General features: G+C 70.0%; 23 protein-coding genes. 10 read left to right on the top strand and 13 right to left on the bottom strand.

Annotation, left to right across the window (positions count from 1 at the left end; all coding sequences use genetic code 11):
* Positions 1-9: 9 nt before the first annotated feature.
* Positions 10-444, top strand: coding sequence for a hypothetical protein (locus tag ACFONC_RS08755; protein ID WP_386743350.1), 435 nt, complete (start codon positions 10-12; stop codon positions 442-444).
* 139 nt (positions 445-583) lie between these two features.
* Here ACFONC_RS08755 and ACFONC_RS08760 read toward each other — a convergent pair whose 3' ends face one another.
* Together ACFONC_RS08760 and htpG are read right to left on the bottom strand one after the other, a co-directional pair.
* The gene (locus ACFONC_RS08760; RefSeq protein ID WP_386743351.1) at positions 584-1,414 is read right to left on the bottom strand and encodes a type II toxin-antitoxin system RelE/ParE family toxin; all 831 of its coding nucleotides are present in this window, start codon (positions 1,412-1,414) and stop codon (positions 584-586) included.
* 158 nt (positions 1,415-1,572) lie between these two features.
* Positions 1,573-3,489 carry a molecular chaperone HtpG gene (htpG, locus tag ACFONC_RS08765; RefSeq protein WP_386743352.1) on the bottom strand — a complete coding sequence of 639 codons (1,917 nt, stop codon included), beginning with the start codon at positions 3,487-3,489 and terminating at the stop codon, positions 1,573-1,575.
* Between the two features lie 465 nt (positions 3,490-3,954).
* Between htpG and ACFONC_RS08770 the strand changes: the two genes are divergently transcribed.
* Together ACFONC_RS08770 and ACFONC_RS08775 are read left to right on the top strand one after the other, a co-directional pair.
* On the top strand, positions 3,955-4,182 hold the full coding sequence (locus tag ACFONC_RS08770) for a hypothetical protein (protein ID WP_386743353.1): 228 nt from the start codon (positions 3,955-3,957) through the stop codon (positions 4,180-4,182).
* A 47-nt stretch (positions 4,183-4,229) separates the two neighbouring features.
* Positions 4,230-4,781: a YdeI/OmpD-associated family protein gene (locus tag ACFONC_RS08775; RefSeq protein ID WP_386743354.1), complete on the top strand. Its 552-nt coding sequence runs from the start codon at positions 4,230-4,232 to the stop codon at positions 4,779-4,781.
* A 113-nt stretch (positions 4,782-4,894) separates the two neighbouring features.
* Here ACFONC_RS08775 and ACFONC_RS08780 read toward each other — a convergent pair whose 3' ends face one another.
* Both ACFONC_RS08780 and ACFONC_RS08785 read right to left on the bottom strand, forming a co-directional pair.
* Positions 4,895-6,793, bottom strand: a complete 1,899-nt coding sequence (locus tag ACFONC_RS08780) for a DUF885 domain-containing protein (RefSeq protein ID WP_386743355.1) — start codon at positions 6,791-6,793, stop codon at positions 4,895-4,897.
* Positions 6,794-6,862: 69 nt separating this feature from the next.
* Entirely contained in the window at positions 6,863-6,994 is a 132-nt protein-coding gene (locus ACFONC_RS08785; protein WP_386743356.1) for a hypothetical protein, read from the bottom strand.
* A gap of 198 nt (positions 6,995-7,192) precedes the next feature.
* Here ACFONC_RS08785 and ACFONC_RS08790 point away from each other — a divergent pair, with 198 nt between their 5' ends.
* The 3 genes from ACFONC_RS08790 to ACFONC_RS08800 all read left to right on the top strand — a co-directional run bounded on the left by ACFONC_RS08790 (position 7,193) and on the right by ACFONC_RS08800 (position 8,738).
* Entirely contained in the window at positions 7,193-7,513 is a 321-nt protein-coding gene (locus ACFONC_RS08790) for a hypothetical protein (RefSeq protein WP_386743357.1), read from the top strand.
* A 166-nt stretch (positions 7,514-7,679) separates the two neighbouring features.
* Positions 7,680-8,279, top strand: a complete 600-nt coding sequence (folE, locus tag ACFONC_RS08795; RefSeq protein WP_386743358.1) for a GTP cyclohydrolase I FolE — start codon at positions 7,680-7,682, stop codon at positions 8,277-8,279.
* A 228-nt stretch (positions 8,280-8,507) separates the two neighbouring features.
* Positions 8,508-8,738 (top strand): hypothetical protein, encoded by a 231-nt coding sequence (locus tag ACFONC_RS08800; RefSeq protein WP_386743359.1) that lies wholly within the window; start codon positions 8,508-8,510, stop codon positions 8,736-8,738.
* 206 nt (positions 8,739-8,944) lie between these two features.
* Here ACFONC_RS08800 and ACFONC_RS08805 read toward each other — a convergent pair whose 3' ends face one another.
* The 7 genes from ACFONC_RS08805 to ACFONC_RS08835 all read right to left on the bottom strand — a co-directional run bounded on the left by ACFONC_RS08805 (position 8,945) and on the right by ACFONC_RS08835 (position 15,087).
* Positions 8,945-9,232 carry a hypothetical protein gene (locus ACFONC_RS08805; RefSeq protein ID WP_386743360.1) on the bottom strand — a complete coding sequence of 96 codons (288 nt, stop codon included), beginning with the start codon at positions 9,230-9,232 and terminating at the stop codon, positions 8,945-8,947.
* Between the two features lie 142 nt (positions 9,233-9,374).
* The gene (locus ACFONC_RS08810) at positions 9,375-9,818 is read right to left on the bottom strand and encodes a barstar family protein (RefSeq protein WP_386743361.1); all 444 of its coding nucleotides are present in this window, start codon (positions 9,816-9,818) and stop codon (positions 9,375-9,377) included.
* On the bottom strand, positions 9,815-10,267 hold the full coding sequence (locus ACFONC_RS08815; protein ID WP_386743362.1) for a ribonuclease domain-containing protein: 453 nt from the start codon (positions 10,265-10,267) through the stop codon (positions 9,815-9,817). Before ACFONC_RS08815 ends, ACFONC_RS08810 begins: the two co-directional genes overlap by 4 nt.
* A gap of 13 nt (positions 10,268-10,280) precedes the next feature.
* Positions 10,281-10,652: an I78 family peptidase inhibitor gene (locus tag ACFONC_RS08820; RefSeq protein ID WP_386743363.1), complete on the bottom strand. Its 372-nt coding sequence runs from the start codon at positions 10,650-10,652 to the stop codon at positions 10,281-10,283.
* Positions 10,653-10,719: 67 nt separating this feature from the next.
* On the bottom strand, positions 10,720-11,760 hold the full coding sequence (locus ACFONC_RS08825) for a ribonuclease H-like domain-containing protein (RefSeq protein ID WP_386743364.1): 1,041 nt from the start codon (positions 11,758-11,760) through the stop codon (positions 10,720-10,722).
* A 274-nt stretch (positions 11,761-12,034) separates the two neighbouring features.
* A complete protein-coding gene (locus ACFONC_RS08830; RefSeq protein ID WP_386743365.1) occupies positions 12,035-14,518 on the bottom strand; it encodes a DEAD/DEAH box helicase in 2,484 nt (827 codons plus the stop codon).
* Between the two features lie 74 nt (positions 14,519-14,592).
* The gene (locus tag ACFONC_RS08835; protein ID WP_386743366.1) at positions 14,593-15,087 is read right to left on the bottom strand and encodes a hypothetical protein; all 495 of its coding nucleotides are present in this window, start codon (positions 15,085-15,087) and stop codon (positions 14,593-14,595) included.
* A gap of 123 nt (positions 15,088-15,210) precedes the next feature.
* On the opposite strand from ACFONC_RS08835, the gene ACFONC_RS08840 reads away from it, so the two are divergent.
* The gene (locus tag ACFONC_RS08840) at positions 15,211-15,873 is read left to right on the top strand and encodes a DUF938 domain-containing protein (RefSeq protein WP_386743367.1); all 663 of its coding nucleotides are present in this window, start codon (positions 15,211-15,213) and stop codon (positions 15,871-15,873) included.
* Positions 15,874-16,005: 132 nt separating this feature from the next.
* On the opposite strand, the gene ACFONC_RS08845 is transcribed toward ACFONC_RS08840, so the two are convergent.
* Entirely contained in the window at positions 16,006-17,121 is a 1,116-nt protein-coding gene (locus tag ACFONC_RS08845; protein WP_386743368.1) for an aminotransferase class V-fold PLP-dependent enzyme, read from the bottom strand.
* Between the two features lie 131 nt (positions 17,122-17,252).
* On the opposite strand from ACFONC_RS08845, the gene egtB reads away from it, so the two are divergent.
* The 3 genes from egtB to ACFONC_RS08860 all read left to right on the top strand — a co-directional run bounded on the left by egtB (position 17,253) and on the right by ACFONC_RS08860 (position 22,016).
* Positions 17,253-18,539, top strand: coding sequence for an ergothioneine biosynthesis protein EgtB (egtB, locus tag ACFONC_RS08850; RefSeq protein ID WP_386743369.1), 1,287 nt, complete (start codon positions 17,253-17,255; stop codon positions 18,537-18,539).
* Complete coding sequence (gene egtD / locus ACFONC_RS08855) at positions 18,497-19,498, top strand: L-histidine N(alpha)-methyltransferase (RefSeq protein WP_386744618.1); 1,002 nt, start codon at positions 18,497-18,499, stop codon at positions 19,496-19,498. Before egtB ends, egtD begins: the two co-directional genes overlap by 43 nt.
* 604 nt (positions 19,499-20,102) lie before the next feature.
* Positions 20,103-22,016: a M61 family metallopeptidase gene (locus ACFONC_RS08860; RefSeq protein ID WP_386743370.1), complete on the top strand. Its 1,914-nt coding sequence runs from the start codon at positions 20,103-20,105 to the stop codon at positions 22,014-22,016.
* 98 nt (positions 22,017-22,114) lie between these two features.
* Here the strand turns inward: ACFONC_RS08860 and ACFONC_RS08865 are convergent, their stop codons facing one another.
* Entirely contained in the window at positions 22,115-25,834 is a 3,720-nt protein-coding gene (locus ACFONC_RS08865; protein ID WP_386743371.1) for an indolepyruvate ferredoxin oxidoreductase family protein, read from the bottom strand.
* Positions 25,835-25,998 lie beyond the last annotated feature (164 nt).

The raw sequence follows: 25,998 nt of genomic DNA on the forward strand, positions 1-25,998 counted from the left end.
ATCGTCGGCATGGACAAGGCCGGACCGCCAGTGATGCGCTTCGTTCCCGCCGTGTGGGCGGCGCTGCTGCACCTGGTGCTGTTCGCCGGGGCGTTCGCGCTGTTCCTCGGCCGCAAGCCCGGGGTGTTCCGCTGGCAGGCGGTCATCGACCTGGTGCCGGGTTTCTATACCCACGTCTTCAACTTCTCGCTGTCGTACCTGCTGCTGGCCGGCATCGGTTTCATGTGGGTGATGATGGGCGTGGCGCTGCGACACGTGGCGTGGGCGGCGCTGTTCCTGGTCGTGGGCAACCTTGCCTACGAGTTCCTGCTTCCGCTGCTGAACACGCGCGACCCGGTCGATGCGGCCTACGGCGTCGGCGGGACGCTGCTTGCCTTCGCCTGGCTGTGGATCGTGCAGCGCGCCGGCCTGCGGCCGAACCCGAAAGCAGGGTTGCGCGGGTAACTCCGGACTTGATCCGGGGCACCCGGGACCTTTCGACACGTGGCGGAGCCCCGGGTGCGGCACGCTGGATTGGTGAGCCAACCCAGCCTGCGGTTGATCCGCCAGCGGCAGGACGCCATGCGTGCCGCCGGGCCGCGGCTCACCGGTACGCGCCCGGCCCGCTCCACAGCACTTCGCCAAGCCGGTAGACGCGGTGCATGGTGATGACGTCGCGCGCGTCGCCGATGGCCGCGAGTTCCGGATCATCCGGTTCGACCAGGCGGCAGGCGCCGGACTCGCGGTGCAGCGCGGTTTCCAGCGGGCAGACCATCAGCCGTTGCGTGCCGGGCAGGGGCAGGAAGAGTTCGGTCATGCCTTCGTCGTGCCAGGCGCGCAGGCGGGTTTCGTCGAGCAGGTCGTAATAGACCTGGTAGCCGCCCACCTCCAGGCTGGTGCCGGAGGCGGCCGTATCGTTGCGGCGGCCGCGGTTGGTGCCGGGGCTGCGGGCCAGGCCCGCGTTCGCCGGCGCGAGGTCTTCCGGGAGCATGCCCGGCGGCTGGCCCCACACGTGCGCGGGGCGCTGCGCGGCGGGTTCCGGCACGTCGGATGGCGGGGATTCCGGCTCGGGCGGGGTGGCCGGGATGTCGACCACCTGGAGCGCCGGCGAGTCATCGGCCTGCTCGACCGGCGTGGCCTGGACGCGGCTGGCCGGGCGCGCGGGCGCGGGGCGTTCGCGCGGCGGTTCCGGGCGCGGGTTGGGCACGGGTGCGGGCGAGGGTGGCCGCAGCGCGTCGTCGATGTACGTCACCTGCAGGCGGCTGCCGGCTGCGCCGCCGGCCTCGGGCGCGGTCACGGTGATCGGCGGGGACAGCACCAGCAGCAGGAGCAGCAGCGCGTGCCACAGCGCCGACGCGAGCGCCGCGATCCAGGCGTGCGTGCGTTCGGTCCGGTCCGGGGCGGTGGGCGCCGCGCCACGTGATGCGTTGCTCATGCCACCGCGGGGGCGTCGGAGCGGCGGGCCTTCACGGTTGTCCTGCGGCAAGCGGCATGGGGCCGGCATCGTAACGTGCCGGCCCCCGGGCGGACTGTGCGCGTGGTCCGGCGATGCGGCCGGTGTTCACGCTTGCGCGCGGCGGCGCGCGGGCCGGCTCAGGCCGCGCCGGCCAGCAGCCGGTTCATCCGCTGCACGAAGGCCGTCGGGTCGACCAGCTGCGCGCCGGCCGAGAGCAGCGCCTGTTCGAGCAGCAGCGTGGCCAGGTCGGCGGCGCGGGCGTCGTCGGTTTCGGTTTCGACCTGCCTGAGCAGCGGATGCGCGGGATTGATCTCCAGCGTCGGCTTGTTCTCCGGCACGTCCTGGCCGGCCTCGCGCAGCAGATGCGCCAGGTGCGGGGCCATCTCCCACTCGGACATCGCCAGGCACGAGGGCGAATCGGTCAGGCGCGCGGACACGCGCACGTCCTCGACGCGGTCGCCGAGCAGGCGCTTGAGCTTCTCCAGCAGCGGCGCGGCGGCCTTGGCGGCTTCTTCCTGCCTGGCCTTGTCGGCGGCGTCCAGCGGCAACTCGCCCTTGGCGACGTGCTTGAGCGGCTTGCCCGCGTACTCGTGCAGGTTGCCGAGCATCCACTCGTCGATGCGGTCGGACATCAGCAGCACCTCGATGTCCTTTGCGCGGAAGGCTTCGAGCTGCGGGCTGCCGGCGGCGGCGCGGTAGCCGTCGGCGGTGACGTACCAGATCGCGTCCTGGCCGGGCGCCATGCGGCCGACGTAGTCGTCCAGTGACACGGTCTGCGCTTCGCCGTCGCTTTTTGTCGAGGCGAAGCGCAACAGCTTTGCGATGCGCTCGCGGTTGCTCGCGTCCTCGACGATGCCTTCCTTGAGCGTGTTGCCGAAGGCCCTGAGGAAGGCGGCGAACTTTTCCGGCTCGTCGCGCGAAAGCTTTTCGATCAGGTCCAGAACGCGCTTCACGCACGCGCCCTTGATGCGTTCGAGCTGGCGGTTGTGCTGCAGCAGTTCGCGGCTGACGTTGAGCGGCAGGTCGTCGGCGTCGACCACGCCGCGCACGAAGCGCAGGTAGTTGGGGAGCAATTCCTCGGCGGCGTCCATGATGAAGACGCGCTTGATGTACAGCTTCAGGCCCTTGCGCTCGTCGCGCCCGCCCATCATCAGGTCGAACGGCGGCCTGGCCGGCAGGTACAGCAGGGTGGTGAAGCTCTGGCTGCCCTCGACGCGGTTGTGGGTCCAGGCCGCGGCGTCGTTGAAGTCGTGGCCGAGCGACTTGTAGAAGGCCTGGTACTCCTCGTCGCTGATCTCCGACTTGGGTCGCGACCACAGCGCGGAGGCGTCGTTGGCGGTTTCCCATTCGGGGGCGGCGTCGGCTTTCTTGTCGTCACTGTCGTCGTCGCCGGCCGGCGCTTCCTTCGGCATGCGGATCGGGAAGGCGACGTGGTCGGAGTACTTGCGCACCAGTCCGCGCAGCTTCCAGCCGTCGAGGAACTCGTCCTCGCCGTCCTTCAGGTGCAGCACGACGGTGGTGCCGCGCTCGGGCAGGGTGGCGGATTCGAGCGTGTACTCGCCGCGGCCGTCGCTGTCCCACTTCACGCCGTCCTCCGGCGCCGCGCCGGCGCGACGGGTGAGCACGGTGACGCGGTCGGCGACCACGAAGGCGGAGTAGAAGCCGACGCCGAACTGGCCGATCAGGCGCGCGTCGGCCTTCTGCTCGCTGCCCATCGCTTCCAGGAAGCGGCGCGTGCCGGAGCTGGCGATGCTGCCGATATTGGCCACCACCTCGTCGCGCGACATGCCGATGCCGGTGTCGCGGATGGTGATGGTGCGCGCGTCCTTGTCCCAGCTCACGTCGATGCGCAGCTCGGCGTCGCCGGCCAGCAGGTCGGGGCTGGCGATGGATTCGAAGCGCAGCTTGTCGCAGGCGTCGGAGGCGTTGGAGATCAGCTCGCGCAGGAAGATTTCCTTGTGCGAGTACAGCGAGTGCGTCACCAGGTGCAGGACCTGGGCGACTTCGGCCTCGAAGGCGCGGGTTTCGGCTTGGGTTTCGGTGCTCGTGGTCATCGGGGCGATCCGGATTGCATGGCCATGGACACGCGGATATGCGCGCGATGGCGTGGATTTCAAGTCAGGCGGGGGTTCGCGACCGGGTCGGATCCGGACTCGCGTGGTCGCGGCGCGGGGATGACTGGCGATGAAGCGCTATCGGGCCGACGGTGACCCGGGAGTGGCAGCCTGCGGCTGCGGACCCGGGTGGATCATCACCCGCTTCCACCAAGGCAGGACTTACCGCTGCGACGACCGGCAGCCGGGCACCGTGCACGTGCTGGATTGCAGCGTCTGGCCGATGCCGGCCACGGCCTGGACACCTATACCAACCAGCATGCGCGCGACGATTACGAGAAGCGACTTGGCTAGTCCGTCGCCATATCCGGCGTTTCGTCGCATTCGGCTTGCGGATGCGGGCCGCTGGCCGCACGGTGGTGGTTGCTGCGCGTGCAGCGCCGTCGTTCCACCGGAGGCCCGACCATGAAAACCCTGATCGCCCTGCTGGCCTGGTGCGTGCTGTTCGTGCTGTGCTGGCCGCTCGCGCTGTTGGCGCTGGTGCTGTGGCCGCTGGCCTGGCTGGTGCTGCTGCCGTTTCGCCTGGTCGGCATCACCTTCGCGGCGCTGTTCGCGTTCCTGTACGCGGTGTTGACGTTGCCCGCGCGCCTGCTCGGCTGGCGCCCGCGCCAGGCGACGCAGGCGATGGCCTGACTCTCTCGGCGGGCATCCCGATCGGCGTCGGTGGTAGATTCGTCGTCATGGCAAACGCAACGAAGAAGATCCGCTTCAAGACGAAGCTGCTGCGGCCGAAGAGCCCGAAGGATGCCGCATGGACGTTCCTCGTGCTGCCGAAGACGGCCAGCGCGAAGCTGCCCACGCGCAGCATGGTCACCGTCGACGGCACGCTCGAGGGCGAGGCGTTCCAGGCGACGCTGGAACCGGACGGCGAAGGCAGCCACTGGCTCAAGGTCGACAAGGCCCTGCGCGAAGCCGCCGGTGTCGTGGCGGGCGATACGGTCGCGCTCGAGATCGCGCCGGTGGAAGTGGAGCCGGAACCCAAGGTGCCAGCCGACCTGCGCAAGGCGCTTGCCGCGAATCCTGAAGCAAAAGCGACCTGGGACGACATCACCCCCGTCGCGCGACGCGACTGGATCCACTGGATCATCTCGGGCAAGAAAGCCGAGACGCGCGCCAGGCGCATCGACACCGCCTGCGACAAGCTCGCCTCCGGCATGCGCCGCGCCTGCTGCTTCGATCGCTCGGGGATGTACAGCAGGGGCAACATGGGCGCGCCGGCAGCGGCGGAGTAGGGCTGCCCCTGCCCGGACTTCTCCCGGACTTCCGCCGCTCCTGCAGGCATTCAAGAGCAAAAGGCCGGGCATGTGCCCGGCCTTTCGCATCGACCGCGATCGTCAGGCCGCCGTCAGGCCGTGGTCTTCTTCTCCCCGGCGATCCAGCCGTCCACGCGACGCTCCAGCAGGTCCAGCGGCAACGCGCCGCCGCCGAGCACCGCGTCGTGGAAGCCGCGGATGTCGAAGTCGTCGCCCAGTTCGGTCTCGGCCTTCCTGCGCAGCTCCTGGATCCTGATCATGCCGACCTTGTAGGCGGTGGCCTGGCCGGGGAAGACCAGGTAACGCTGGATCTCGGACTTGATCGCCGCATCGGGCACCGAGCTGTTGGCGCGGAAGTAGTCCACCGCCTGCTGCTCGGTCCAGCCCTTGGCGTGCATGCCGGTGTCGACCACCAGGCGGATCGCGCGCCACATCTCCGACATCAGGCGGCCGTACTCCGAATACGGGGTCTCGTAGGTGCCGGGCATTTCCTTGGCCAGCCATTCGGCGTACAGGCCCCAGCCTTCGCTGTAGGCGGTGGTGCGGGCCTGGGTGCGGAACTTGGGGATGCCCTCGAGTTCCTGCGCGATCGAGATCTGCATGTGGTGGCCGGGGATGCCCTCGTGGTACGCGATCACCTCCAGCTCGGTCTTGGGCATCGAGTTCATGTCCGACAGGTGCGCGTAGTAGATGCCCGGTCGCGAGCCGTCGGGCGTGGCCGGGTAGTAGTGCTGCGCGGCGCCGTCCTGCTCGCGGAACGCTTCCACGCGCTTGACCACCAGGTCCGCCTTGGGCAGCAGGCCGAAGTACTCGGGCAGGTGCTGCTTGATGTTGTCGATGTCCGCGGTGGCTTCGTCGATATAGGCCTGGCGGCCGGCGTCGGTGTTGGGGAACAGGCGCGCGGGGTCGTTTTGCATGTGCTTGAAGAAGGCCTGCAGGTCGCCTTCGAAGCCGATCTGCGCCTGCACCTTCTCCAGCTCGCCGCGCAGGCGCGCCACTTCGGACAGGCCGAGCTCGTGGATCTGCTCGGCGGTCATGTCGGTGGAGGTGTTCCGCTTGAGCTGGTAGGCGTAGTACGCGGCGCCGTCGGGGTGGGTCTGGCCGACGCCGGTCGGGTTCACCGCGGCCTTGGGCAACTCGGACTCGGCGAACGCGATCACGCGCTCGTAGGCGGGCTTGACCACTTCCAGCAGCGCCTTGCGCGCGTCTTCCTTCAGTTCCGCGGCGCGCTCGGCGGTGATCTTGCCGTCCTTGGCCAGCGCGTCGGCCTTGGCCTGGGCATCGGCCCACAGCGCGCTGTCCTTGCCGTCGTCGAACGGCGCACCGCTGACGACCTTGCGCGACTGGTCGATCACGCCCTCGTAGGCGAACTTCGGCGGACGGATGTCCTTGGCCGAGGACGCGCGGCCGCGTTCGAGCAGCTGGTCGAAGGCCGTGCCGAACTTGCGCAGGCGCGAGACGTAGGCGACGTAGTCGGACTCGTCATCAACCTTGTGGAAGTTGATCATGAACATCGGCGCCTGGCTCTGCATGCCGTTCATCTGGTCGAACGGATAGCCGTCGTCGAGGAAGGGCAGGCCAGCCTGGGCGAGCTCGGCCTGCTTCTTCCACAGGTCCCACGACAGCTGCGCCTCGGGGCCGAGCTTGTCCCGGTCGAAGCCCGCTTCCATCTCCTTCACCGATGCCTGCAGCCAGTCCACCCGCTTGCGGATGCCGGCCTCGGACATGTCGTCGATCTGGTCGTACAGATCCTTGCGGCCGAGGAAGGTCAGCTGGATCGGGCTGAACTGCAGTTGCTCTTCGTACTTCTCGTCGAACCAGGCGTTCAGGCGCGCGGTTTCGGCCTGCTGGTCGCTCGTGGTGGCGGGGTTGGCGGCGTCGGCGCTGGCGGACGGGGCGTCGGCGGCCGGCTGCTTGCAGGCGACCAGGCCGAACGGCAGCGCCAGCGCCAGTGCGGCGGCGAGGGAATTGCGGGCGAAAAGGGTGCGCACGATGGGTCTCTCCCGGACGGTTGTCGGCGCATTGTGGGGCGCAATGCCGGCGGCGGCCATGGCGGATGGTCATGGTTCGGCGCGCAGGAGACGCAATCGTGCGCGCCGCGGGTCCGCGGTCGGCGCGGGCGCGGCGGACACGCGCCGGCGTGCGCTGTCGTTCATGAAGATCAGCAGCGCCGGGCCGGTGTACGGGGCCATCGCGTGTCGGGTTCAACCGGCGCATCGCATGAAGAGGAAAAACAGCGAGCGACGATGTTCAGCCTCGACGCGAAAACTTCACGAGTGCGCGACCCCGCGACCGATAGCCTGCGCGTGTATCCGGAGTTTTCCGTTCCGGTCCCGACAAGAAAACGACCGCTCCGTGCGGCATTCCCGAGACGCTTCGAAAGCGCGACCATGCAACGCCATTCCCCCAAACCCGACGCCGACACCAACCAGAAGCCCGACAGTTACGACGAAGCGCACTATCGAGCAGTGTTCCTCGATGCGCCGTATTACTCGACCGGGCGCAACTGGCGCGACTACGCACCGGCCTACCGTTACGGCCATGCCGCGCGCGACGAGCATCCAAACGAACGCTTCGAGCAGGTCGAACCGCAGCTCGCGCGCGAGTGGCGGCGGCGCAAGGCCGATTCGCGCCTGCAATGGGCCGAGGCCCGCGGCGCCGTGCGCGAGGCATGGCGCCATCACGACGAGGTCGCGCGCTGCGGCCATTGATCGGTGCCATCAACACGTTCGTGTGGGAGCGGCTTCAGCCGCGAGCTTTTGATTCCCTTCCCGGATCAGACAAGAACTCGCGGCTGAAGCCGCTTCCACGAGGGCAATGCCCCCGCAAGCCCGCACGCGCCGCGTTACCATGCGCATCCACCCAAGGAGCAGCGCCATGGCCGACACTGACGAACAACGCAACGGCGTCGGCCGTGCACAGGCCGAAGACGCGGTCCGCACGCTGCTGCGCTGGGCCGGCGACGATCCGGGCCGTGAAGGCCTGCTCGACACGCCCAAGCGCGTGGTCGACGCCTACGGCGACTGGTTCAGCGGCTACGTCGACGATCCGCGCGAGTACCTGGAGCGCACCTTCGAGGAAGTCGCCGGCTACGACGAGATGATCGTGCTGCGCGACATCGAGTTCGAGAGCCATTGCGAGCACCACATGGCGCCGATCATCGGCAAGGCGCACGTGGGCTACCTGCCCGACGGCAAGGTGGTGGGCATCAGCAAGCTCGCGCGCGTGGTCGAGGCCTACGCGCGCCGCTTCCAGGTGCAGGAGAAGCTGACCGCGCAGATCGCGACTGCGATCGAGTGCGTGCTCAAGCCGCGCGGCGTCGGCGTGGTGATCGAGGCCAGCCACGAGTGCATGACCACCCGCGGCATCCACAAGCGCGGGGTGAGCATGGTGACGTCGAAGATGCTCGGCGGCTTCCGCGAGGATGCGCGCACGCGCGCCGAGTTCCTGCGCTTCCTCGACAAGACCGGGCGCTAGAAAGGTAAAGCGCAGGCCAGGCCCGGGGATCGCCGGGAAGCCGCTCCCACAAGGTACGCGCACAAGCAACATTCGATATCGTCATCCCTGTGCAGGCGGGGGTTGGTGGAGCTAACCGGGAAAAGCCCGCGGCTCCGCCTCTCCTGCGGGGGCGCTTCCCGCCGGGCGTGCCGCTACGGCGTGGCTGCGGCACAATCGCGGTCCACGCCGAACGAAAGGATCGTCCGCATGCGCCTTCCAGTCCTGCTTGCCATCGCCGTCGCCGCCAGCGCCTGCGGCGGGGTCGAGTATCGCGACACCAATGCCGCGGTCGACGCCAACCCGCTGTGCGCCAGCGCGCCCAGCCAGCCCGGCGAGCCAACGTCGAAGGATTGCGAGCGCACCACCGAGGCGACGTGGAGCAGCGAACGCAAGGACCAGGGCGAGCCGCTCGACTTCAGTGGGAAGAACGACGACTGACACCGGTCATCGCCCCGCGTGCGCGGATTGGCAGGAGCGCACCCGGGCGCGACCCCGCGTCTCCGGTTACGCCGGTCCACGCCGGATATTCCACGCCGGATACCTGCGTGGTTACCGGCGGCGACCGCACACGGAATATGCGCAAGAAAAACCCGCCTTCCCATGGGAAAGGCGGGCAATGAGCTGAGCCTGGAGAGAGAGGTAGGTCAGCCCTCGGGCGGCGCCGTTGGATCGGTGGGCGCGTCCGGGTTCTCGGGATCGGCCGGGGTGTCGGCCGGCGGCGGCATCGTGGTGTCCGGCGGCAGGGTGTCGTCGGTGGGCGGCGGCGTCATGGTGTCGTCGACCGGTGGCGGCATCGGCTCGGGCATGGTGTCGTCCGGCGTGGTCTGCTCGACCGGCGGCACCGGATCGGGCGACATCACGCTGTCGTCGTCCCGGCCGCAGGCCGCCAGCAGCAGCGCCGCGGCCGCAAGGGGAAGAAGGGCGTGTTTCATCGCGTGTCCTCGTCGTCGTGGTGACGGCTGCAGTGTGCGTGGCGGTTTGTAGCCGGACCGTTAGTTTTCGCGAATGAAATCGTACGATCGGCGCCTGCGCGATGCGCGTGTTGCGGGGGGTTCATGTGCACGGCGCCGGCGTTCAGTCCGGCTCGATCACCTCGTCCAGTGCCTGCGCCGACAGCGGTACCAGCGTCCAGAACGGCACCCGCTGCGCGGACCACGTCGCGGCGGCGGCATCGAGGATCTCGAGCAGGGTCGTGAACTGGCCGGCCTCGGCCGCCCGCCAGGCGTCGACGCGGTCGAGCAGCAGCAGGTAACCCTCGGCCGGCCACCAGGACAGGTCGCCCAGGCAGTCGGCCAGCGCATCCCAGTTGCGGCCGAACCAGTCGGGGAAGCGCAGCGCGGCGGCGAAGCGGTCGAGCACCTCGTCCTTGTCGCGGCAGCCGGCAAGATCGATCGCAGCCACGGCGAAGCCGGACTCGCGCGCGATTTCGTCCAGCCCTTCGCGATCGCGCACGTCGATGAAGTAGGTGCCGTTCTGGCTGGCGTCGGCCAGCAGCGCGCGCAGCTCGAATGCGCTCATCGGCGCGATCCCGCGGGCGTGAAGCGGCGGAAGCTGCGGTAGTGGTCGTCGGTGTAGAAGAACTCCGACGGCGGGTTGCCGCCGGACACGATGCGGCGTGCGCCGCGGTCGCGCGAACCGGGCGTGCGCACCGTGTACTCGCGGTAGTAGCCGCGCGGCTGCGACGGCAACAGGCGTTCGCGGTTCTGGAACGTGCCGCCGTCCTGCCGGTGCGGGTACGGGCCGCCGCGTTCGATCAGGGCCAGCGTGTCGAGTGCTTCGGCGGGCAGCCAGGCCGGATAGCCGGTGCGCGCGGATTGCGGGGGCAGTGCGAGGGGAGCGTGGTCGCCGGAGGTCCGGCTCGCCGCAGGCGTGTCGCCGGCGGGGACGGCGACCTGCGGGCCGTACTGCGACCACGCCCACAGCCCGACCAGCAGCAGTCCGATGATCAGCCAGGCGTTGCGTCGCATCGCGTGGATCCGCTCAGCCGCAGCTGATGCGGACGATGGCGTTGCCGTCGTCGACCTCGACGTTGAGGCGGTCGGCGCGGAAGTCCATCGTCACCGGCTGCCCCGGCTTGATCACGCGCAGCGCGCCGGTCGCGCCCGCGGCGGCCTTGGCCTGGGCGACGGTGGCTTCGCTGGCGTCCTGGCCGATGTATGACTGCGCTGCGTCGGCGTTGCACTGCGTGGCCGCGTCTGCCGGGGCGGAAGCGGGATCAGGTGCAATCACGTCGTTACCGGCCTGCGCGGCCTGCGCCTGCGCCGCGGCGTCGCCAGGAGGCGTGGCGCAGGCGCCCAGCGCCAGTGCGGCGACGAGCGCGACAAGGGACGGCGGATGGCGGGCGATGTTCATCGGCGTGCTCCGTGGCGTGCCTTCCAGCGTGGGCCGCCAGCGTGCCGCCGCCGCCGTGTGCAAAACGTTAACCCGTGCCGGCCGCGCCTTTGGCGTGCAGGGCCACCAGTTCCGCCATCAGCAGGGCGAGGGTCACCACGTCCTGGTGGTTGTGCGCGGCCACCCGCTTGAGCTGCGACGACGAGCCGCCGCGCAGGTACTGCAGCCACGCTGCCGGCGCCTGCGAACCGGGGAGGTCGTCCTCGCGCACCACGCCCAGCGCCTCGCGCTCGATCGTTGCCAGCCGGCAGTTCTCCCAGCGCCCGCGCCAGCGGCGGCGCGAGGGAAACAGCAGGTCGACGTGGCGCAGTTCGCGCAGCGGATCGGGCTGGCGCGCCAGCCGGTAGCGCGTCTTCAGCAGCGGCGCGTCGTAGCAGCGGCCGTTGTAGCTGGCCAGCACCGTGTGCGGCGACAGCCAGCCGGCGAAGGCGCGCAGCATGTCGGCCTCGGCCGCCATCGTGGCGATCAGCAGCTGGCGCACGCGCAGCCCATCGCCGCGGTCGCGGTGATGGTGGAAGTCGGCCGCGCCGACCATGAAGGCGCGGGTGCCGGTGCCGCCGGCAAGGCCCGTGGTTTCGGTGTCGAAGAACAGCAGGTCGCGCGGCTCGACGTCGACCTGCGCCGCGGGGTCATGGCGCATCGACGCGCGCGCGGAGAAGGCCAGCGACCAGGTCGCCGGCGGAGCGGGCATCGGCAGGTGCGTTTCGACCAGCCGCACGCCGGGCGCGATCTCTTCGCCGGGCAGCGAGCGGTCGACCGGTCCGCGTGCAGGCAGCCGTGCGACGGTGCGTGCGCGGACGCCGAGCAGGCGGCGCAGGGAGTCGATGGATTGCGCGGCGGGTTTCGGTTCTCCTGCGCGTGGATGCGGGTCGCGCGGCGAGGTTCCTTCGTTTGCGACGGCGTCGAAGGGTTGGCGTGGGCTTGTATTGGCGCACGCGCTGCTTTCGGAGGGTTGTGCCGGATCCGACGCAACCCCCTCCCAGCCTCCCCCTGCCTTCGCAGGGGGAGGGGCCGAGGCGCCACCGACCTCGCGGCGCAGCGTGCGCAGTTTCTGCAGCGAGACGCTCATCGCCAGCGTTCTCGTGGGAGCGGCTCCGGCCGCGAGCTTTGGGCTTGGCTCCTCCCCCTGCAAAGGCAGGGGGAGGCTGGGAGGGGGTGCTCACGGTTCGCGATGATCCCAAAGACACCCCTCCCCAACCCGCCCGGCCCGCCAGCACAGCTGGCGGTCGCTCCGCGATGCGCGAGCCAATGGCTCGCAAGCGCATCGCTACGCCCCCTGCCTTCGCAGGGGAGGGAGCTGGAAAGCTCGCGGCTGAAGCCGCTCCCGCAGCGGCGTGTGGCCCTCACGCTGCCGACCCGGCCAGCAGGCCCAGCACCTGCAGGGCCAGTTGCTTCGGCGTCGCCAGCGTCTTCGCTTCGTCGATCGCAAGCACCGGTCCAACGCAGGCCGGGCAGCCGGCGCGGCAGTCGCAGCGTTCGACCAGTCCGCGCGCGTGCTGCACCAGTTCGGCCTGGCGCTGCCACAGCGGTTCGCTCAGGCCCACGCCACCGGGGAAGTTGTCGTACAGGTACACCGTGGGCACGAACTGCGCGGATTCGAAGACCACGCCGTCGGCCGGCGCGTCGGCGCCGATCGCCACGGCCCTGCCGTCCGCATCCTGCGCGCGCCCATGGCCGTCGCCGTCCTGCGTCGCGAACCACGCGCCGTCGCCGTTGCCCACCGACTTCTGCAGGTCGCGTGCGTCGGCCATCATCGCGACTGTCGCGACCACGTGCAGCGCGTGCGCAGCACCGAGGAAGCCGTCGAGCGCGTCCTGCTTCGACGCGAAGGCGCGCAGCAGCACCGCCTGCGGCAGCTGCCACCAGGCCGCGGTGGTGTGCAGCTCCTGGTCGGGCAGGTTGACCGGGCCGTAGCCGATGTTCTCGTGGGTGTAGTAGCGGATCTTCTTGTAGCCGGCGACACGCCGCACCACGTGGACTTCGCCGTGATGGGCGTCGCCGCGCCCGGCCTGGCAGCCGTCGAAGCGGTCGAGCACCTTCAACTTCGTGTAGTCGATGCTGTCGGTGTAGTAGTCGACGTGCGTACGCGCGACGAAGGCCTTGCGGCCCTCCCAGTCCAACCGCTCCACCTGGTAGGGCGTGGACTGCACCATGTGGATCGCGCCTTCGTACAGGGTGAGCGCGGCAGCCGAGTAGTCGACCTCGGCGATGATCTTCTGCGCGCCGTCGGTGCGGTCGACGACCACGAAGTTGCCGTCCGCCACCGAGCGCAGCGACACCGCCTGCGCGGGGTAGCTGTCGGCGATCCACTCCCAGCGCGCGCCTTCGCGATGCACGACTTCGGTTTCCGCCAGCGCTTCCAGGTAGACCTCCGGATCGACCGGGCCGAACCCGTCGCCCGCTGCGAACGGCAGCTCGAACGCGGCGCAGCGGATGTGGTCGAACAGCACCAGCGGCTGGTCGGGCGCGATGCGCGCGTGTTCGGGCGTCGCATCGGCGAAGAAGTCCGGGTGCCGCACCACGTACTGGTCCAGCGGCTGCGAGTTGGCGACCAGCACGCCCAGGCTCGCGCGCTGGCGACGGCCGGCGCGGCCGAAGCGCTGCCAGGTCGCCGCCACCGTGCCGGGATAGCCGTTGAGCACCACCACGTCGAGGCTGCCGATGTCGACGCCCAGCTCCAGCGCCGAGGTGGCGATGATCCCGTCGATGCGTCCGGCGCGCATGTCGCGCTCGGCGGCGCGGCGCTCGGTGGGCAGGTAGCCGCCGCGGTAGGCGCGGATGCGCGGATGCCTGCGCGGGTCGTGGTCGAACACGTCCTTGAGGTACTTGGTCAACACCTCGACCATCAGGCGCGTCTGCGCGAACACCAGCGTCTTCAGTCCCGACCTGATCGCGATGCGCGCGATGCGGTTGGACTGCGAGCGCGCCGACGCACGCAGGCCGAGGTCGCGGTTGACCACCGGCGGGTTCCACAGCAGCACGTGCCGCTCGCCGGTCGGCGCGCCCGATTCGGTGATCGCGTGCACCGGCGCCTCGACCAGCGCCTGGCAGTGTTCGCGCGGGTTGCCGATCGTGGCCGAGCACAGGATGAACTGCGGCGCCACGCCATAGAACGCACACACGCGCTTGAGCCGTCGCAGCACGTTGGCCACGTGCGAGCCGAACACGCCGCGGTAGGTGTGCACCTCGTCGATCACGACGTAGCGCAGGTTCTCGAAGAACTGCGCCCACTTGGTGTGGTGCGGCAGGATCGCCTGGTGGAGCATGTCCGGGTTGCTGACCACGATGTCGCCGTGCAGGCGGATCGCCTGGCGCGCGTCGCCGGGGGTGTCGCCGTCGAAGGTGAAGGCCTTCACGCCGAGCTCGCCGGCGCGGTTGAGCTCCAGCAGCTCGGCGACCTGGTCCTGGGCCAGCGCCTTGGTCGGGAACAGGAAGAGTGCTTTTGAAGCCGGGGCCTCCGCCGGCGACGTCATCGCCGCGGCGACCACCGGCAGCGTGTAGCACAGCGACTTGCCTGACGCGGTCGGCGTGGCGATCGCGACGTGTTCGCCGCGCTGCGTCGCGTGCCAGGCCTCGGCCTGGTGCGAGTAGAGCCGTCCGACGCCGCGTGCGCGCAGCGCCGAGCGCAGGGCCTGCGGCACGTCGTCGGGAATGGGGGCGTAGGCGCCCTCGCGGCCGGGAACGGTGAAGCTGCCGGTGATCCGGTCGCCGTAGCGCCGCGACAGCGCGCGGGTCAGCGCCGCGCCGTCGCCCGTGCGGCGGCCGTCGTCGCCCAGCGCCAGCGCACGCTCCTCGTCTTCCACCCGCCTTGCCAGTGCCTGTGCCATGCGTCGTTCCCGTCAAGTTGCGTGGCAGTGGGCCCGACGGGCGTCGCAGCCGGTGAGACGGGCGGCCGCGGGGTTCAGGCCAGTTCTGCAGCCGCGACGCGGCGCACGGTGAACGCCCGCAGCCGCGCCGGGCTCGACACGCCGATGCCCTGCGCACGGCCGGCGGTGTACAGCGTCACGTGCGGCGGCGGCACCGGCAGCTGGCGCCCGAGCAGGCGTCCCAGTGCACGGTGGAAGGGCGCCATCGCCGGCAGGTCGATGCGTTCGATGAGCGAATGCGCGACGACCACGCGGCCGTCCTCGACGACCGCCTTGCGCAGCAGCAGGTGCCGGTCGCTGCGTTCGAACCGCCAGTCGCGCGCGTCGCGCAGCGCGCGGACCAGGACGCCCGCATGATTGCCGGCGGTGGCGTGCAATTCGGCGCCGAGCGCGGTGCCGACGAGGGTGACGTGGAGTTCCGGTTTGGGCTCCAGGTGCAGGCCGTCGACTTCCACCGTGGCCAGCGGCGGCGGCCAGCGCTCGGGCGCGATCGGGAGGACGAGCGTGTGCGGGGCGGTGGCTCGGGCCATCGCTGCATCATGCCGCTCCTGCTCCCCGGCCGCTCGCAAGGTCGATCGCGTGGCAGGGCATGCACTACCCTGCACCCTGGTACGGCAACGCCCGCACCGAAGTCCCCGGATGACCGAACCCGAATGACCGGAAAACCCTTCGCCCCCGCCTGCGAGCGCAACCGCGAACCGATCCTGGCGGTGCTGCGCGAACGCTTCGCCGGTTCACGCCACGTGCTGGAAGTGGGCAGCGGTACCGGCCAGCACGCGGTGCATTTCGCCGCGGCCATGCCGTGGCTGCAGTGGCAGTGCTCGGACCGGGCGGAACACCTGCCGGGCATGCGCTCGTGGCTGGACGACGCAGCGCTGGACAACACGCCGCCGCCGCTGGCGCTGGATGTCGCCGATGCGGCGTGGCCGCGCGCGCCGACCGGCTGCGGGCGCTTCGATGCGGTGTTCAGCGCCAATACGCTGCACATCATGGGCTGGGACGGGGTCGAGGCGTTCTTCCACGGTGTTGGCGAGGTGCTGGAACGCGAGGACGGCGTGTTGGTGGTCTACGGGCCGTTCAACTATTCCGGCGCGTACACCAGCGACGGCAACCGTGACTTCGATGCCTGGCTCAAGGCGCGCGACCCGCGCTCGGGGATCCGCGACTTCGAGGCGGTCGATGGACTCGCGCGCGGCACCGGGTTGCGGCTGGTGGATGACGTGGCGATGCCGGCGAACAACCGCTGCCTGGTGTGGCGGCGGATGCGGGGACAGGTGCCGTTCCGGCGTGATGCGAAAAGCGCGTCGGGGATGTAACCCCGACCTACGGCATCTGGATCACGTAACTTTCCGATGCAGGGCGTTGCCGCGCGGTCGTAGGTCGGGGCTACGCCCCCGACGCTCCGCGCTCCTCAACCCACCCGCGCTCCTACAGGTCCGGCGGGGTCTTCAAGCTGCACGAGCGGCGACGGCGGCCACGCGTGACATGTCTTCCGGCGTGACGTGCAGGTGCGGCGCGATCCGCAGCAGCCCGTGACGGCGGGTGCAGATGATGCGTTCGCGCCGCAGCGCATCGAACACCGCATCCAGCCGCTCCGCCGGTGGCCGCAGCGCGGTGAGGTGCGGTGCGTGGCCGGGCGTCTTCCACGCGGACAGTCCGTGCGCGTCCAGCGCGTCATCGAGCGCGCGGGTGCATTTGCCGAGCGCGGTGGCGATATCGGGTACGCCCCAGGCCAGCACCTGTTCGAGGCCGGCGGCGGCCATCGCCAACGGCAGCGGCTCGTCCAGGCCGCCGGCATCGAAGCGGCGTGCACCGCGCCGCGGTGGCGGGGGTGCCTCGACCGGGAATCGCCAGCCGTCGCCCGCGTCGCGCGCCGACCAGTGCTGCTCGATCGCCACGCCCGCCTCGCGCCAGCGCGACGCCGCCCACAGCCAGGACAGCCCGCGCGGCCCCAGCAGCCACTTGTAGCCGACGCTGGCCACGAAATCCGGCTGCCAGCGCGCGATGCCTGCCGGCAGCGCGCCCAGGCTCTGGCTGAGGTCGAGCACCAGCGCGGCGCCGGCCGCGTGCACGCGCGGGGCGATACGGTCGAGATCGAGCAGGGCGCCGTCGTCCCAGCGCACCTGCGGCAGCGCGACCACGCGCACGCGCGGCTCGGCATCCAGCGCGGCGAGGACCGCGTTCGTCCAGCCCTGGCCGGGTGCGCGCCGCACCGCGGCAATGCGTGCGCCGGTTTCGGCGCAGCGCTGCTGCCAGGGCAGCAGGTTGGAGGGGAACTGGCCTTCCAGTAGCAGCACCGCCTCGCCGGCCGCCAGCGGCAGGTTGCGCGCGGCGGTGGACAGCGCGAACGCGGCCGAGGGCACCGGCGCCACGGCCTCTGCGTCGCCGTCGAGCAGCCCTGCGGCCAGCGCGCGCACCGCTTCGACCTGCGCTTCGAGCGCGTCGAACGACTGCGTCCACGGCGCGGCATTGGCTTCGAGCGCGAGCCGTGCGGCCGCATGCACGCCGCGCAGCATCGGCGCGCGCGCGGCGCAGTCCAGGTACAGGACGTCGCCGAAGGGCATGAATGCGGATGCGGCGTCTTCGGGCGGCAGGGGCGCGTGCGCGGGTGGCATCGGCCCACTTTACCGGGAGCGCGGGCCCGGCGCGGCCGGGTCGTCATCCGGCGTTCGGCCGGAATTATTATGCTGTGCGCATGTCCGCGTTTCCTGCCCCTACAGAGGACGCCCGCCAAGGCGCTCCCGCGCTGGCCGAACGCTACCGCGCGGTGCGGGCGCGCAGCATCGCGCTGGCGGCGCCGCTGTCGGCCGAGGACGCGATGGTGCAGAGCATGCCCGACGCCAGCCCGGCGAAGTGGCACCTGGCCCACACCACCTGGTTTTTCGAACGCTTCGTGCTCGGCACGCGCGACGGCTATGCGCCGGTCGACCCGCAGTGGGACTACCTGTTCAACAGCTACTACAACAGCGTCGGCCCGATGCACGCGCGGCCGCGGCGCGGGCTGGTGTCACGGCCGTCGCTGATCGAAGTGCTCGAATACCGGGAAGAGGTCGACGCGCGCATGGCGCGACGCTTCGATGCCGGCGACCTCGACGAGGATGCCGAGCGCGTGATCCTGCTCGGTACCCACCACGAGCAGCAGCACCAGGAGCTGCTGCTGACCGACATCAAGCACGCGCTGTGGTGCAACCCGCTGGGGCCGGCGTACCGCAACGATCTTCCGCAGCGACCGGGACGCGCGGCACCGCTGCGCTGGATCGCGCGCGACGAAGCCGTTGCGGAGATCGGCGCCGCGCCGTGGCCGCAGGCGCGCGGGTTTGCCTACGACAACGAATCGCCGCGCCACCGCGAGCTGGTCGCCGCGCACGCGCTCGCCAGCCGGCCGGTGAGCAATGCCGAGTACGCGAAGTTCGTCGACGAAGGCGGCTATGCCGAACCGACGCTCTGGCTCAGCGATGCGTGGGCCCTGCTGCGCGCGGAAGGCTGGCAGCGGCCGCTGTACTGGCACGAGGACGGCGCGCGCGAGTTCACCCTCGGCGGCTGGCGCGAACGCGATCCACACGCGCCGGCCTGCCACCTGAGCCTCTACGAAGCCGACGCGTTTGCGCGCTGGGCCGGCGCGCGCCTGCCGACCGAAGCCGAATGGGAACAGGCCGCGACCGGCGTCGCCGTCGACGGCAACTTCGCCGACGCCGGCGCGCTGCATCCGCAGGGCGCGAATGCCGGCGGCAGCGGCTTGCAGCAGCTGTTCGGCGACGTGTGGGAGTGGACGTCCTCGGCCTACACCGCGTATCCCGGCTTCCGCCCGCTGCCCGGCTCGCTGGGCGAGTACAACGGCAAGTTCATGAGCGGGCAGAACGTGCTGCGCGGCGGCAGCTGCGCCACGCCCGCCGACCACGTGCGCGCCAGCTATCGCAATTTCTTCCCCCCTACCGCTCGCTGGCAGTTCTCGGGCCTGCGCCTGGCCAAGGATCCCGAGTGAATGCCGCTCCCGAGCTGACCGACCTGCATCCCACCCCCGACGACATCCTCGGCGACGTGCTTGCCGGCCTGTCGCAGTCGCCAAAGCGCCTGCCGTCGAAGTACTTCTACGACCGCCGCGGCTCCGAGCTGTTCGAGCAGATCACCCGCCAGCCCGAGTACTACCCCACCCGGATCGAGCTGCAGCTGCTTGCCGACAGCGCCGCCGAAATATCCGCTGCCGTCGGCCCGCGCGCGCACGTGGTCGAGTACGGCAGCGGCAGCGGGCGCAAGACGCGGCTGCTGCTCGACGCGCTGGACGACCCGGTTGCCTACACGCCGATCGAGATCTCGCGCAGCGCGCTGCTGGCCAGCGTGGAGCGGCTGGACCGCGAGTTCGATGACGTCGAGGTGTTGCCGGTGTGCGCCGATTTCACCCATCCGGTGCCCCTGCCCAGGCCCGCGCGCAAGGCCGAGCACGCGCTGGTGTTCTTCCCCGGCTCCACGCTGGGCAACTTCACCCACGCCGAATCGCTGCGCCTGCTGCGTGCGATGCGCGAAACCATGGGCGAGCGCGGCGGCGCGCTGGTGGGCATCGACCTGCAGAAATCGCCCGAGGTCATCGAGGCTGCGTACAACGACGCGGCCGGGATCACCGCGGCGTTCACGCTCAACCTGCTGGCGCGGCTGAACAATGACATCGGCAGCGATTTCGATCTCGACGGCTTCGAGCATCGTGCCGTGTACGCGCGCGAGGCCGGCCGGATCGAGACCTTCCTGGTCAGCCGCCGGGCGCAGGACGTGGTCGTCGATGGCCATCGCTTCCACTTCGACGAAGGTGAGGCGATGCAGGTCGAGTACAGTCACAAGTACACGGACGCTGGTTTCGCGGCGCTGGTTGCTGAAGCGGGGCTGCGTGTTGCGCAGCGGTGGAATGATCCGCGGGACTGGTTCGGGTTGCGCTTGCTGCGGCGCGATTAGATGTTGTGGCCGCATCGGCCTGTGCCGCAGGTCGGAGCTACGTCCCCGAGGCGCTTTTCGCGTTGCGGCGCCATCGTAGGGCGGGTCTTGACCCGCCTGCTGTTCGGTGGAGATCAAAGGCAAAAGCTTTCGCGCCGTGACGGCGCGAGCCACCTTTCTTTGCTTGTGCAAAGAAACCTGGCGCAAAGAAACACACCCCGCCTACGCGCCCGGTGCTGTGCACCGGGTCCGCGGAGCCGGCGGGATTTTTCGAAGGGGCATCCTGCCCCTGCGAAAAACGCCGCACATCCCTGTGCGGCGCCCTTCGGGTCTTGTCCGCCGGCTCCGCCGCTTCGGAGGGGCCCCGAAAGTCAAAGTCGACGGCAACGGCAAAAGGCGCATCTGCGCGGGCTGGCCGTAGGTCGGGGTTACATCCCCGACACGCTCTTCGCGTGGTCGCCGCCGCGAGCTCCTGGTCTCCGGGTATCTCTCCAGTTCGCGGCTGAAGTCGCTCCCACAAGCCTCCGGTTGCCGATATCCCTGCGCGCACCATGCCCAATGGCACGGTGACGAACGACCCATGTCGGGCGAGGATGGGATTGTCCCGATACGCAGGAATCGCCGCATGCGCCGTTCGCACCTCGCCAGCCTGTCGCTCGCCGTCGCCCTCGCGCTGTCGTCGCCATTCGCGGCGTCGACCGCGCAGGCCGAAGTGCCGCCACCGGTCGACGTGGCGTATCCGGGCACGATCGACATCGAGGTCGATGCCACCGACCTCGCCCAGCGCATCTTCCGCGTGAAGCAGGAAATGCCGGTGCAGCCCGGCCCGCTGACCCTGCTGTTCCCTGCCTGGCTGCCGGGCAACCACCGGCCCGCCGGCCCGATCGAGAAGATCGCCGGGCTGGAGATCACCGCCAACGGCCAGCGCCTGGAGTGGAAGCGCGACCCGCTCGACGTCTATGCCTTCCACGTCGAGGTGCCGGCCGGCGTGTCGTCGCTGTCGATGCAGTACCAGTACCTCACGCCCACCGACCGCAACCAGGGCCGGGTGGTGATGACGCCGAACATGCTCAACCTGCAGTGGAACGCGGTGGTGCTGTATCCGGCCGGCCACTACGCCAGCCGCATCCAGTACGCCGCGTCGGTGAAGTATCCGGCCGGCTTCCAGGCGGCCAGCGCGCTCGATGTCGCCAGCCGCGATGGCGCGACGGTGCACTACCGGCCGGTGCCGCTGGACATCCTGGTCGACTCGCCGGTGTACGCCGGCCGCTACTTCAAGTCCTTCGACCTCGCGCCCGGCGCGAAGGTGCCGGTGCGGCTGAACGTGGTCGCCGACGCGGCGAAATACCTGGAAGCCGAGCCCGAGCACATCGAACAGCACCGCGAACTGGTGAAGCAGGCGCTCAAGCTCTACGGCGCCCAGCATTACGACCACTACGACTTCCTGTTCTCGCTGTCCGGGCAGATGAGCGGCAACGGGCTGGAACACCAGCGCTCCAGCGAGAACGGCGTCGGCACCGACTACTTCACCGACTGGGACAAGAAGACCGGCAGCACCGACCTGCTCGGCCACGAGTACACGCATTCGTGGAACGGCAAGTACCGCCGCCCGGCCGACCTGTGGACGCCCAACTACAACGTGCCGATGCAGGGCAGCCTGCTGTGGGTGTACGAGGGCCAGACCCAGTACTGGGGCAACGTGCTGACCGCGCGCGCCGGGCTGCGGCCGATGCAGGCCTCGCGCGACGCGCTGGCGCTGGTCGCGGCGACCTACGCCGACAACCGCCCGGGCCTGGAATGGCGCGCGCTGCAGGACACCACCAACGACCCGGTCGTCGCCCGCCGCCAGCCCAAGCCCTATCGCGGCTACCAGATGAGCGAGGACTACTACTCGGGCGGGCAGATGATGTGGCTGGAGGCCGACGCGCGCATCCGCGAGCTGAGCCGCGGCAAGAAGTCGCTGGACGATTTCGCGCGCGCGTTCTTCGGCGGGAACGATGGCGAGTGGAAGACGCAGGACACCTACACCTTCGACGACGTGGTTGCCACGCTCGACGGCGTGGTGGAAAGCGACTGGCGCACGTTCCTGCGCGACCGCCTCGACGGCAAGGCGCCGCTGACCGGTGGCCTCGAAGCCAGCGGCTGGAAGCTGGTCTACCGCGACGAGCCCAACGCCTACGCCAAGGCGCGGGCGAAGGACGACCGCGGCGGTGCCAGCTTCATCTATTCGCTCGGCATCAACCTCGACAAGTCCGGCGAGGTGTCCGAGGTGCGCTGGGACAGCCCGGCGTTTGACGCCGGCGTGGGCAGCGGCATGACCGTGGTCGCGGTCAACGACATCGAATACGGCAAGGACGCGCTGACCGACGCGATCAAGGCCGCGAAGGACGACAAGGCGCCGATCCGCCTGCTGGTCAAGACTTTCGACCGCTACCGCACGATCGACGTCGACTACCACGGCGGCCTGCGCTACCCGCATCTGGAGCGCATCGAGGGCACGCCGGATTACCTGACGAAGATCCTCTCGCCGCGCAAGTGATGCCGCAGGTGTCGTAGGTCGGGGTCACGCCCCCGACGGCTCTTGACTGCGGCATTCCCGGAGGGCCAAGCACCGCATTGCGCCGGGCCTGGGGAGTGTCACGCAGCCTGCACGATCCGCAGCGGGTTCTTCCATTCCGCCAGCAGTTCGGCTTCGCGCGCCTTGGCCTTGTGCAGGTGCGCTTCCTTGACGTGGCCGTAGCCGCGGATCTGTTCGGGGATGGCGGCGATCTCGGCGGCGAGATCGACGTTGCCGGCGTCGAGTGCGTCGAGCAGGCCGCCCACCGTCTGCTCGTAGTCGTCGATCAGCCGGCGTTCCATCCTGCGTTCGGCGGTGTAGCCGAACACGTCGAGCGCGCCGCCGCGCAGGCCGCGCAGCTTCGCCAGCACCTTGAACGCGGTGAATACCCACGGGCCGTACTCGCGCTTCACCAGTTCGCCCGTCGCGTTTTTCTTCGCCAGCAGCGGCGGGGCGAGGTGGAAGTGCAGCTTGTAGTCGCCGTCGAACTGCTGCTCGAGCTTCCTGCGGAAGTCGCCGCTGGTGTACAGGCGCGCGACTTCGTACTCGTCCTTGTAGGCCATCAGCTTGAAGAAGTAGCGGGCGACGGCTTCGGCGAGGTCGGTGGAACCGGGCGCCTTCGCCTGCTCGGCGCTGCGCACCCTGGCCACGAAGTCGGTGTAGCGCCTGGCGTACTTCGCGTCCTGGTAGTCGGTGAGGAATGCCGCGCGGCGGCTCACCAGTTCGTCGAGCGAGCGCGACAGGCGGCTGTCGTCCAGCGGCAGGAAGGCGACGCCGTCGCCGCCGTGCGCGGGCACGTGGCGCAGTTCGTCCTCGTCGCGCGCGGCCTTCGGTGCGGAGGTCGCGCCCCACTCGGTGCTTTCCCATTCGCCCGGCGGCAATGCCTGCAGGTCGCGCGGCGTGCTTTCGGCGGCGGTGGGCGCGTTGCGGACGATGCCGGCGGCTTCGAACACGGCGTCCGGATCGATCGCCGCCAGCCGGCCCCAGGCGAAGGCGGTCTTGTTCATCTCCACCGCGGCGCCGTTGAGTTCCACCGCGCGCATCAGCGCCTCGAACGACAGCGGCACCAGTCCGCGCTGCCAGGCGTAGCCGAGCATGAACAGGTTGGTTGCGATCGCATCGCCCATCAGCGCGGTCGCGACGCGCGTGGCGTCGAACTGCAGCGGTGCGCCGCCGTCGAGCGCGTGGCTGACCGCGGCGACGATCTCGGCGGCCGGGAACTGCAGGTCGGGGCGGGTGGTGAAGCTGCCCGGCATCGCCTCCCAGGTGTTGAGCACCACCTGCGTGCGTCCGGCGCGGATCTTCGACAGCGTCCAGTAGTCGTTGACCACGACCATGTCGCAGCCGAGCACCAGGTCGGCCTCGCCGGCGGCGATGCGCACGGCGTGGATGTCTTCCGGCGCGCGCGCGATGCGGATGTGGGTGGTGACCGCGCCGCCCTTCTGTGCCAGCCCGGTCTGGTCGAGCACGGTCGCGCCCTTGCCCTCCAGGTGCCCGGCCATGCCCAGCAGCGCGCCGATGGTGACCACGCCGGTGCCGCCAACGCCGGTGAGCAGGATGTTCCAGGGCTGCGAGAGGTCGGAGGCGGCGGTCGGCATCGGCAGCTCGGCCAGGCGCTCGGCGGCGTTGGCCTTGCGGCCCTTGCGCGGGGTGCCGCCGTGCACGGTGACGAAGCTGGGGCAGAAACCCTCGACGCAGCTGTAGTCCTTGTTGCAGTTGCTCTGGTCGATCTCGCGCTTGCGGCCGAATTCGGTTTCCTTCGGCAGCACGCTGACGCAGAACGACTTCTGCCCGCAGTCGCCGCAGCCCTCGCACACCAGGGTGTTGACGAACACGCGCTTCTGCGGATCGATCATCTTGCCGCGCTTGCGGCGGCGGCGCTTCTCGGTGGCGCAGGTCTGATCAAAGATCAGCACGCTGACGCCCTTCACTTCGCGCAGGCGCTTCTGCACCGCGTCGAGTTCGCGGCGGTCGAGGAACTCGACGCCGGACGGGAAGATCGAGCGGTCGCTCCACTTTTCGATGTCGTCGCTGAGTACCACGATCGCCTGCACGCCCTCGCTGCGCATCTGGTGCGCGATCTGCGGCACGCTGAGCTGGCCGTCCACCGGCTGGCCGCCGGTCATCGCCACCGCGTCGTTGTAGAGGATCTTGTAGGTGATGTTGACGCCGGTCGCGACCGACTGCCGGATCGCCAGCGTGCCGGAGTGGAAATAGGTGCCGTCGCCGAGGTTCTGGAACACGTGCGGGGTGTCGGTGAACGGCGCCTGCCCGGACCATGTCACGCCTTCGCCGCCCATGTGGGTGAAGGTGTCGGTGTCGCGGTCCATCCACGTGACCATGTAGTGGCAGCCGATGCCGGCCATCGCGCGCGAACCTTCCGGCACCACGGTCGAGGTGTTGTGCGGGCAGCCCGAACAGTAGTGCGGCACGCGCGGAAACTGCGCGCGCGGCAGGGTCAGGGCGCCTTCCTTCTCCTGCATCCAGTGCAGCACCTGCTCGATGCGGGCGGCATCGTTGGCCTGCATCGGGATGCCCTTGCGGATGCGGCGCGCGATCACGCCGGCGATGGTCGCCGGGGTCAGCTCGCCGGTGGACGGCAGGATCCACTCGCCGCTTTCGTCGTACTTGCCGACGATGCTCGGGCGGCGGCCGCCGTCGAGGCCGAAGTCGAAGTTGTAGAACAGCTCCTTCATCTGGCCTTCGATGAAGCCGTGCTTCTCCTCGACCACGAGGATGTCCTCCAGCCCGCGCGCGAACGCGCGGATGCCGACCGGCTCCAGCGGCCAGGTCATGCCGACCTTGTAGACGCGGATGCCCAGCGCCGCGCAGGCCTCTGCGTCCAGGCCGAGGTATTCGAGCGCCTGCAGCACGTCCAGGTAGCTCTTGCCGGTGGTGACGATGCCCAGCCGCGCGGTTGGTGAATCGATCACCACGCGGTCGATGCGGTTGGCGCGCGCGAACGCCTGCGCGGCCTTGACCGCGTAGCGGTGCAGGCGCATCTCCTGTTCCATCGGCGGATCGGGCCAGCGGATGTTGAGGCCGCCCGGCGGCATCTCGAAGTCGTCCGGGGTGACGATCTCCAGCGCGAACGGGTCCACGTCCACCGACGCCGACGACTCCACCGTCTCGGCGATCGTCTTGAAGCCCACCCAGCGCCCGGTGTAGCGGCTCATCGCCCAGCCCAGCAGGCCCATCTGCAGGATGTCCTGCACGCCGGCCGGGTTGAGCACCGGCATCATCGCGCTGACGAACTCGTGCTCGGAGCCGTGCGGCAGGGTCGAGCTGCGGCAGGCGTGGTCGTCGGCGGCCAGCGCCAGCACGCCGCCGAGCTTCGAGGTGCCGGCGGCGTTGGCGTGCTTGAACACGTCGCCGCAGCGGTCCACGCCCGGGCCCTTGCCGTACCACATGCCGAACACGCCATCGACCTTGGCGCCCGGGAACAGGTGGGTCTGCTGCGTGCCCCAGACCATGGTCGCGCCGAGGTCCTCGTTGAGGCCGGGGGTGAACTTCACGCCGGCGGCTTCGAGATGCCTCGAAGCCCGCCACAGCTCCAGGTCGAAGCCGCCCAGCGGCGAGCCGCGGTAGCCGCTGACGAAGCCGCCGGTATTCAAGCCGGCGGCCTCGTCGCGCAGGCGCTGCATCAGCGGCAGCCGCACCAGCGCCTGCACGCCGGACAGGTAGATGCGGCCGCGGGTGCGGGTGAACTTGTCCTCCAGCGTGTAGTCGGCATCGACCACGCCGCGGGTCAGGCCGGTGCCGGCGGAGGCGGGGGAGGACAGTTCGGCGGTGCTGGTCATGGCGGCGGGCCTTTGGTCTGGCTGGCGACCTGCAAAGTCGCGGGCTGGGGCGGGCGCAAGTGCCCGTCGCGGCTGGGAAAAATGGCGCGGAATTGTAGCAGCGGGCGGCCTTTTCCCCGGTTGCCGGCCGGCGTGGCGTCGTTGCGGTTGCAGCGGATTCGTCG

Source organism: Luteimonas soli (genome assembly GCF_042648865.1).
Classification (GTDB): Bacteria; Pseudomonadota; Gammaproteobacteria; order Xanthomonadales; family Xanthomonadaceae; genus Luteimonas; species Luteimonas soli.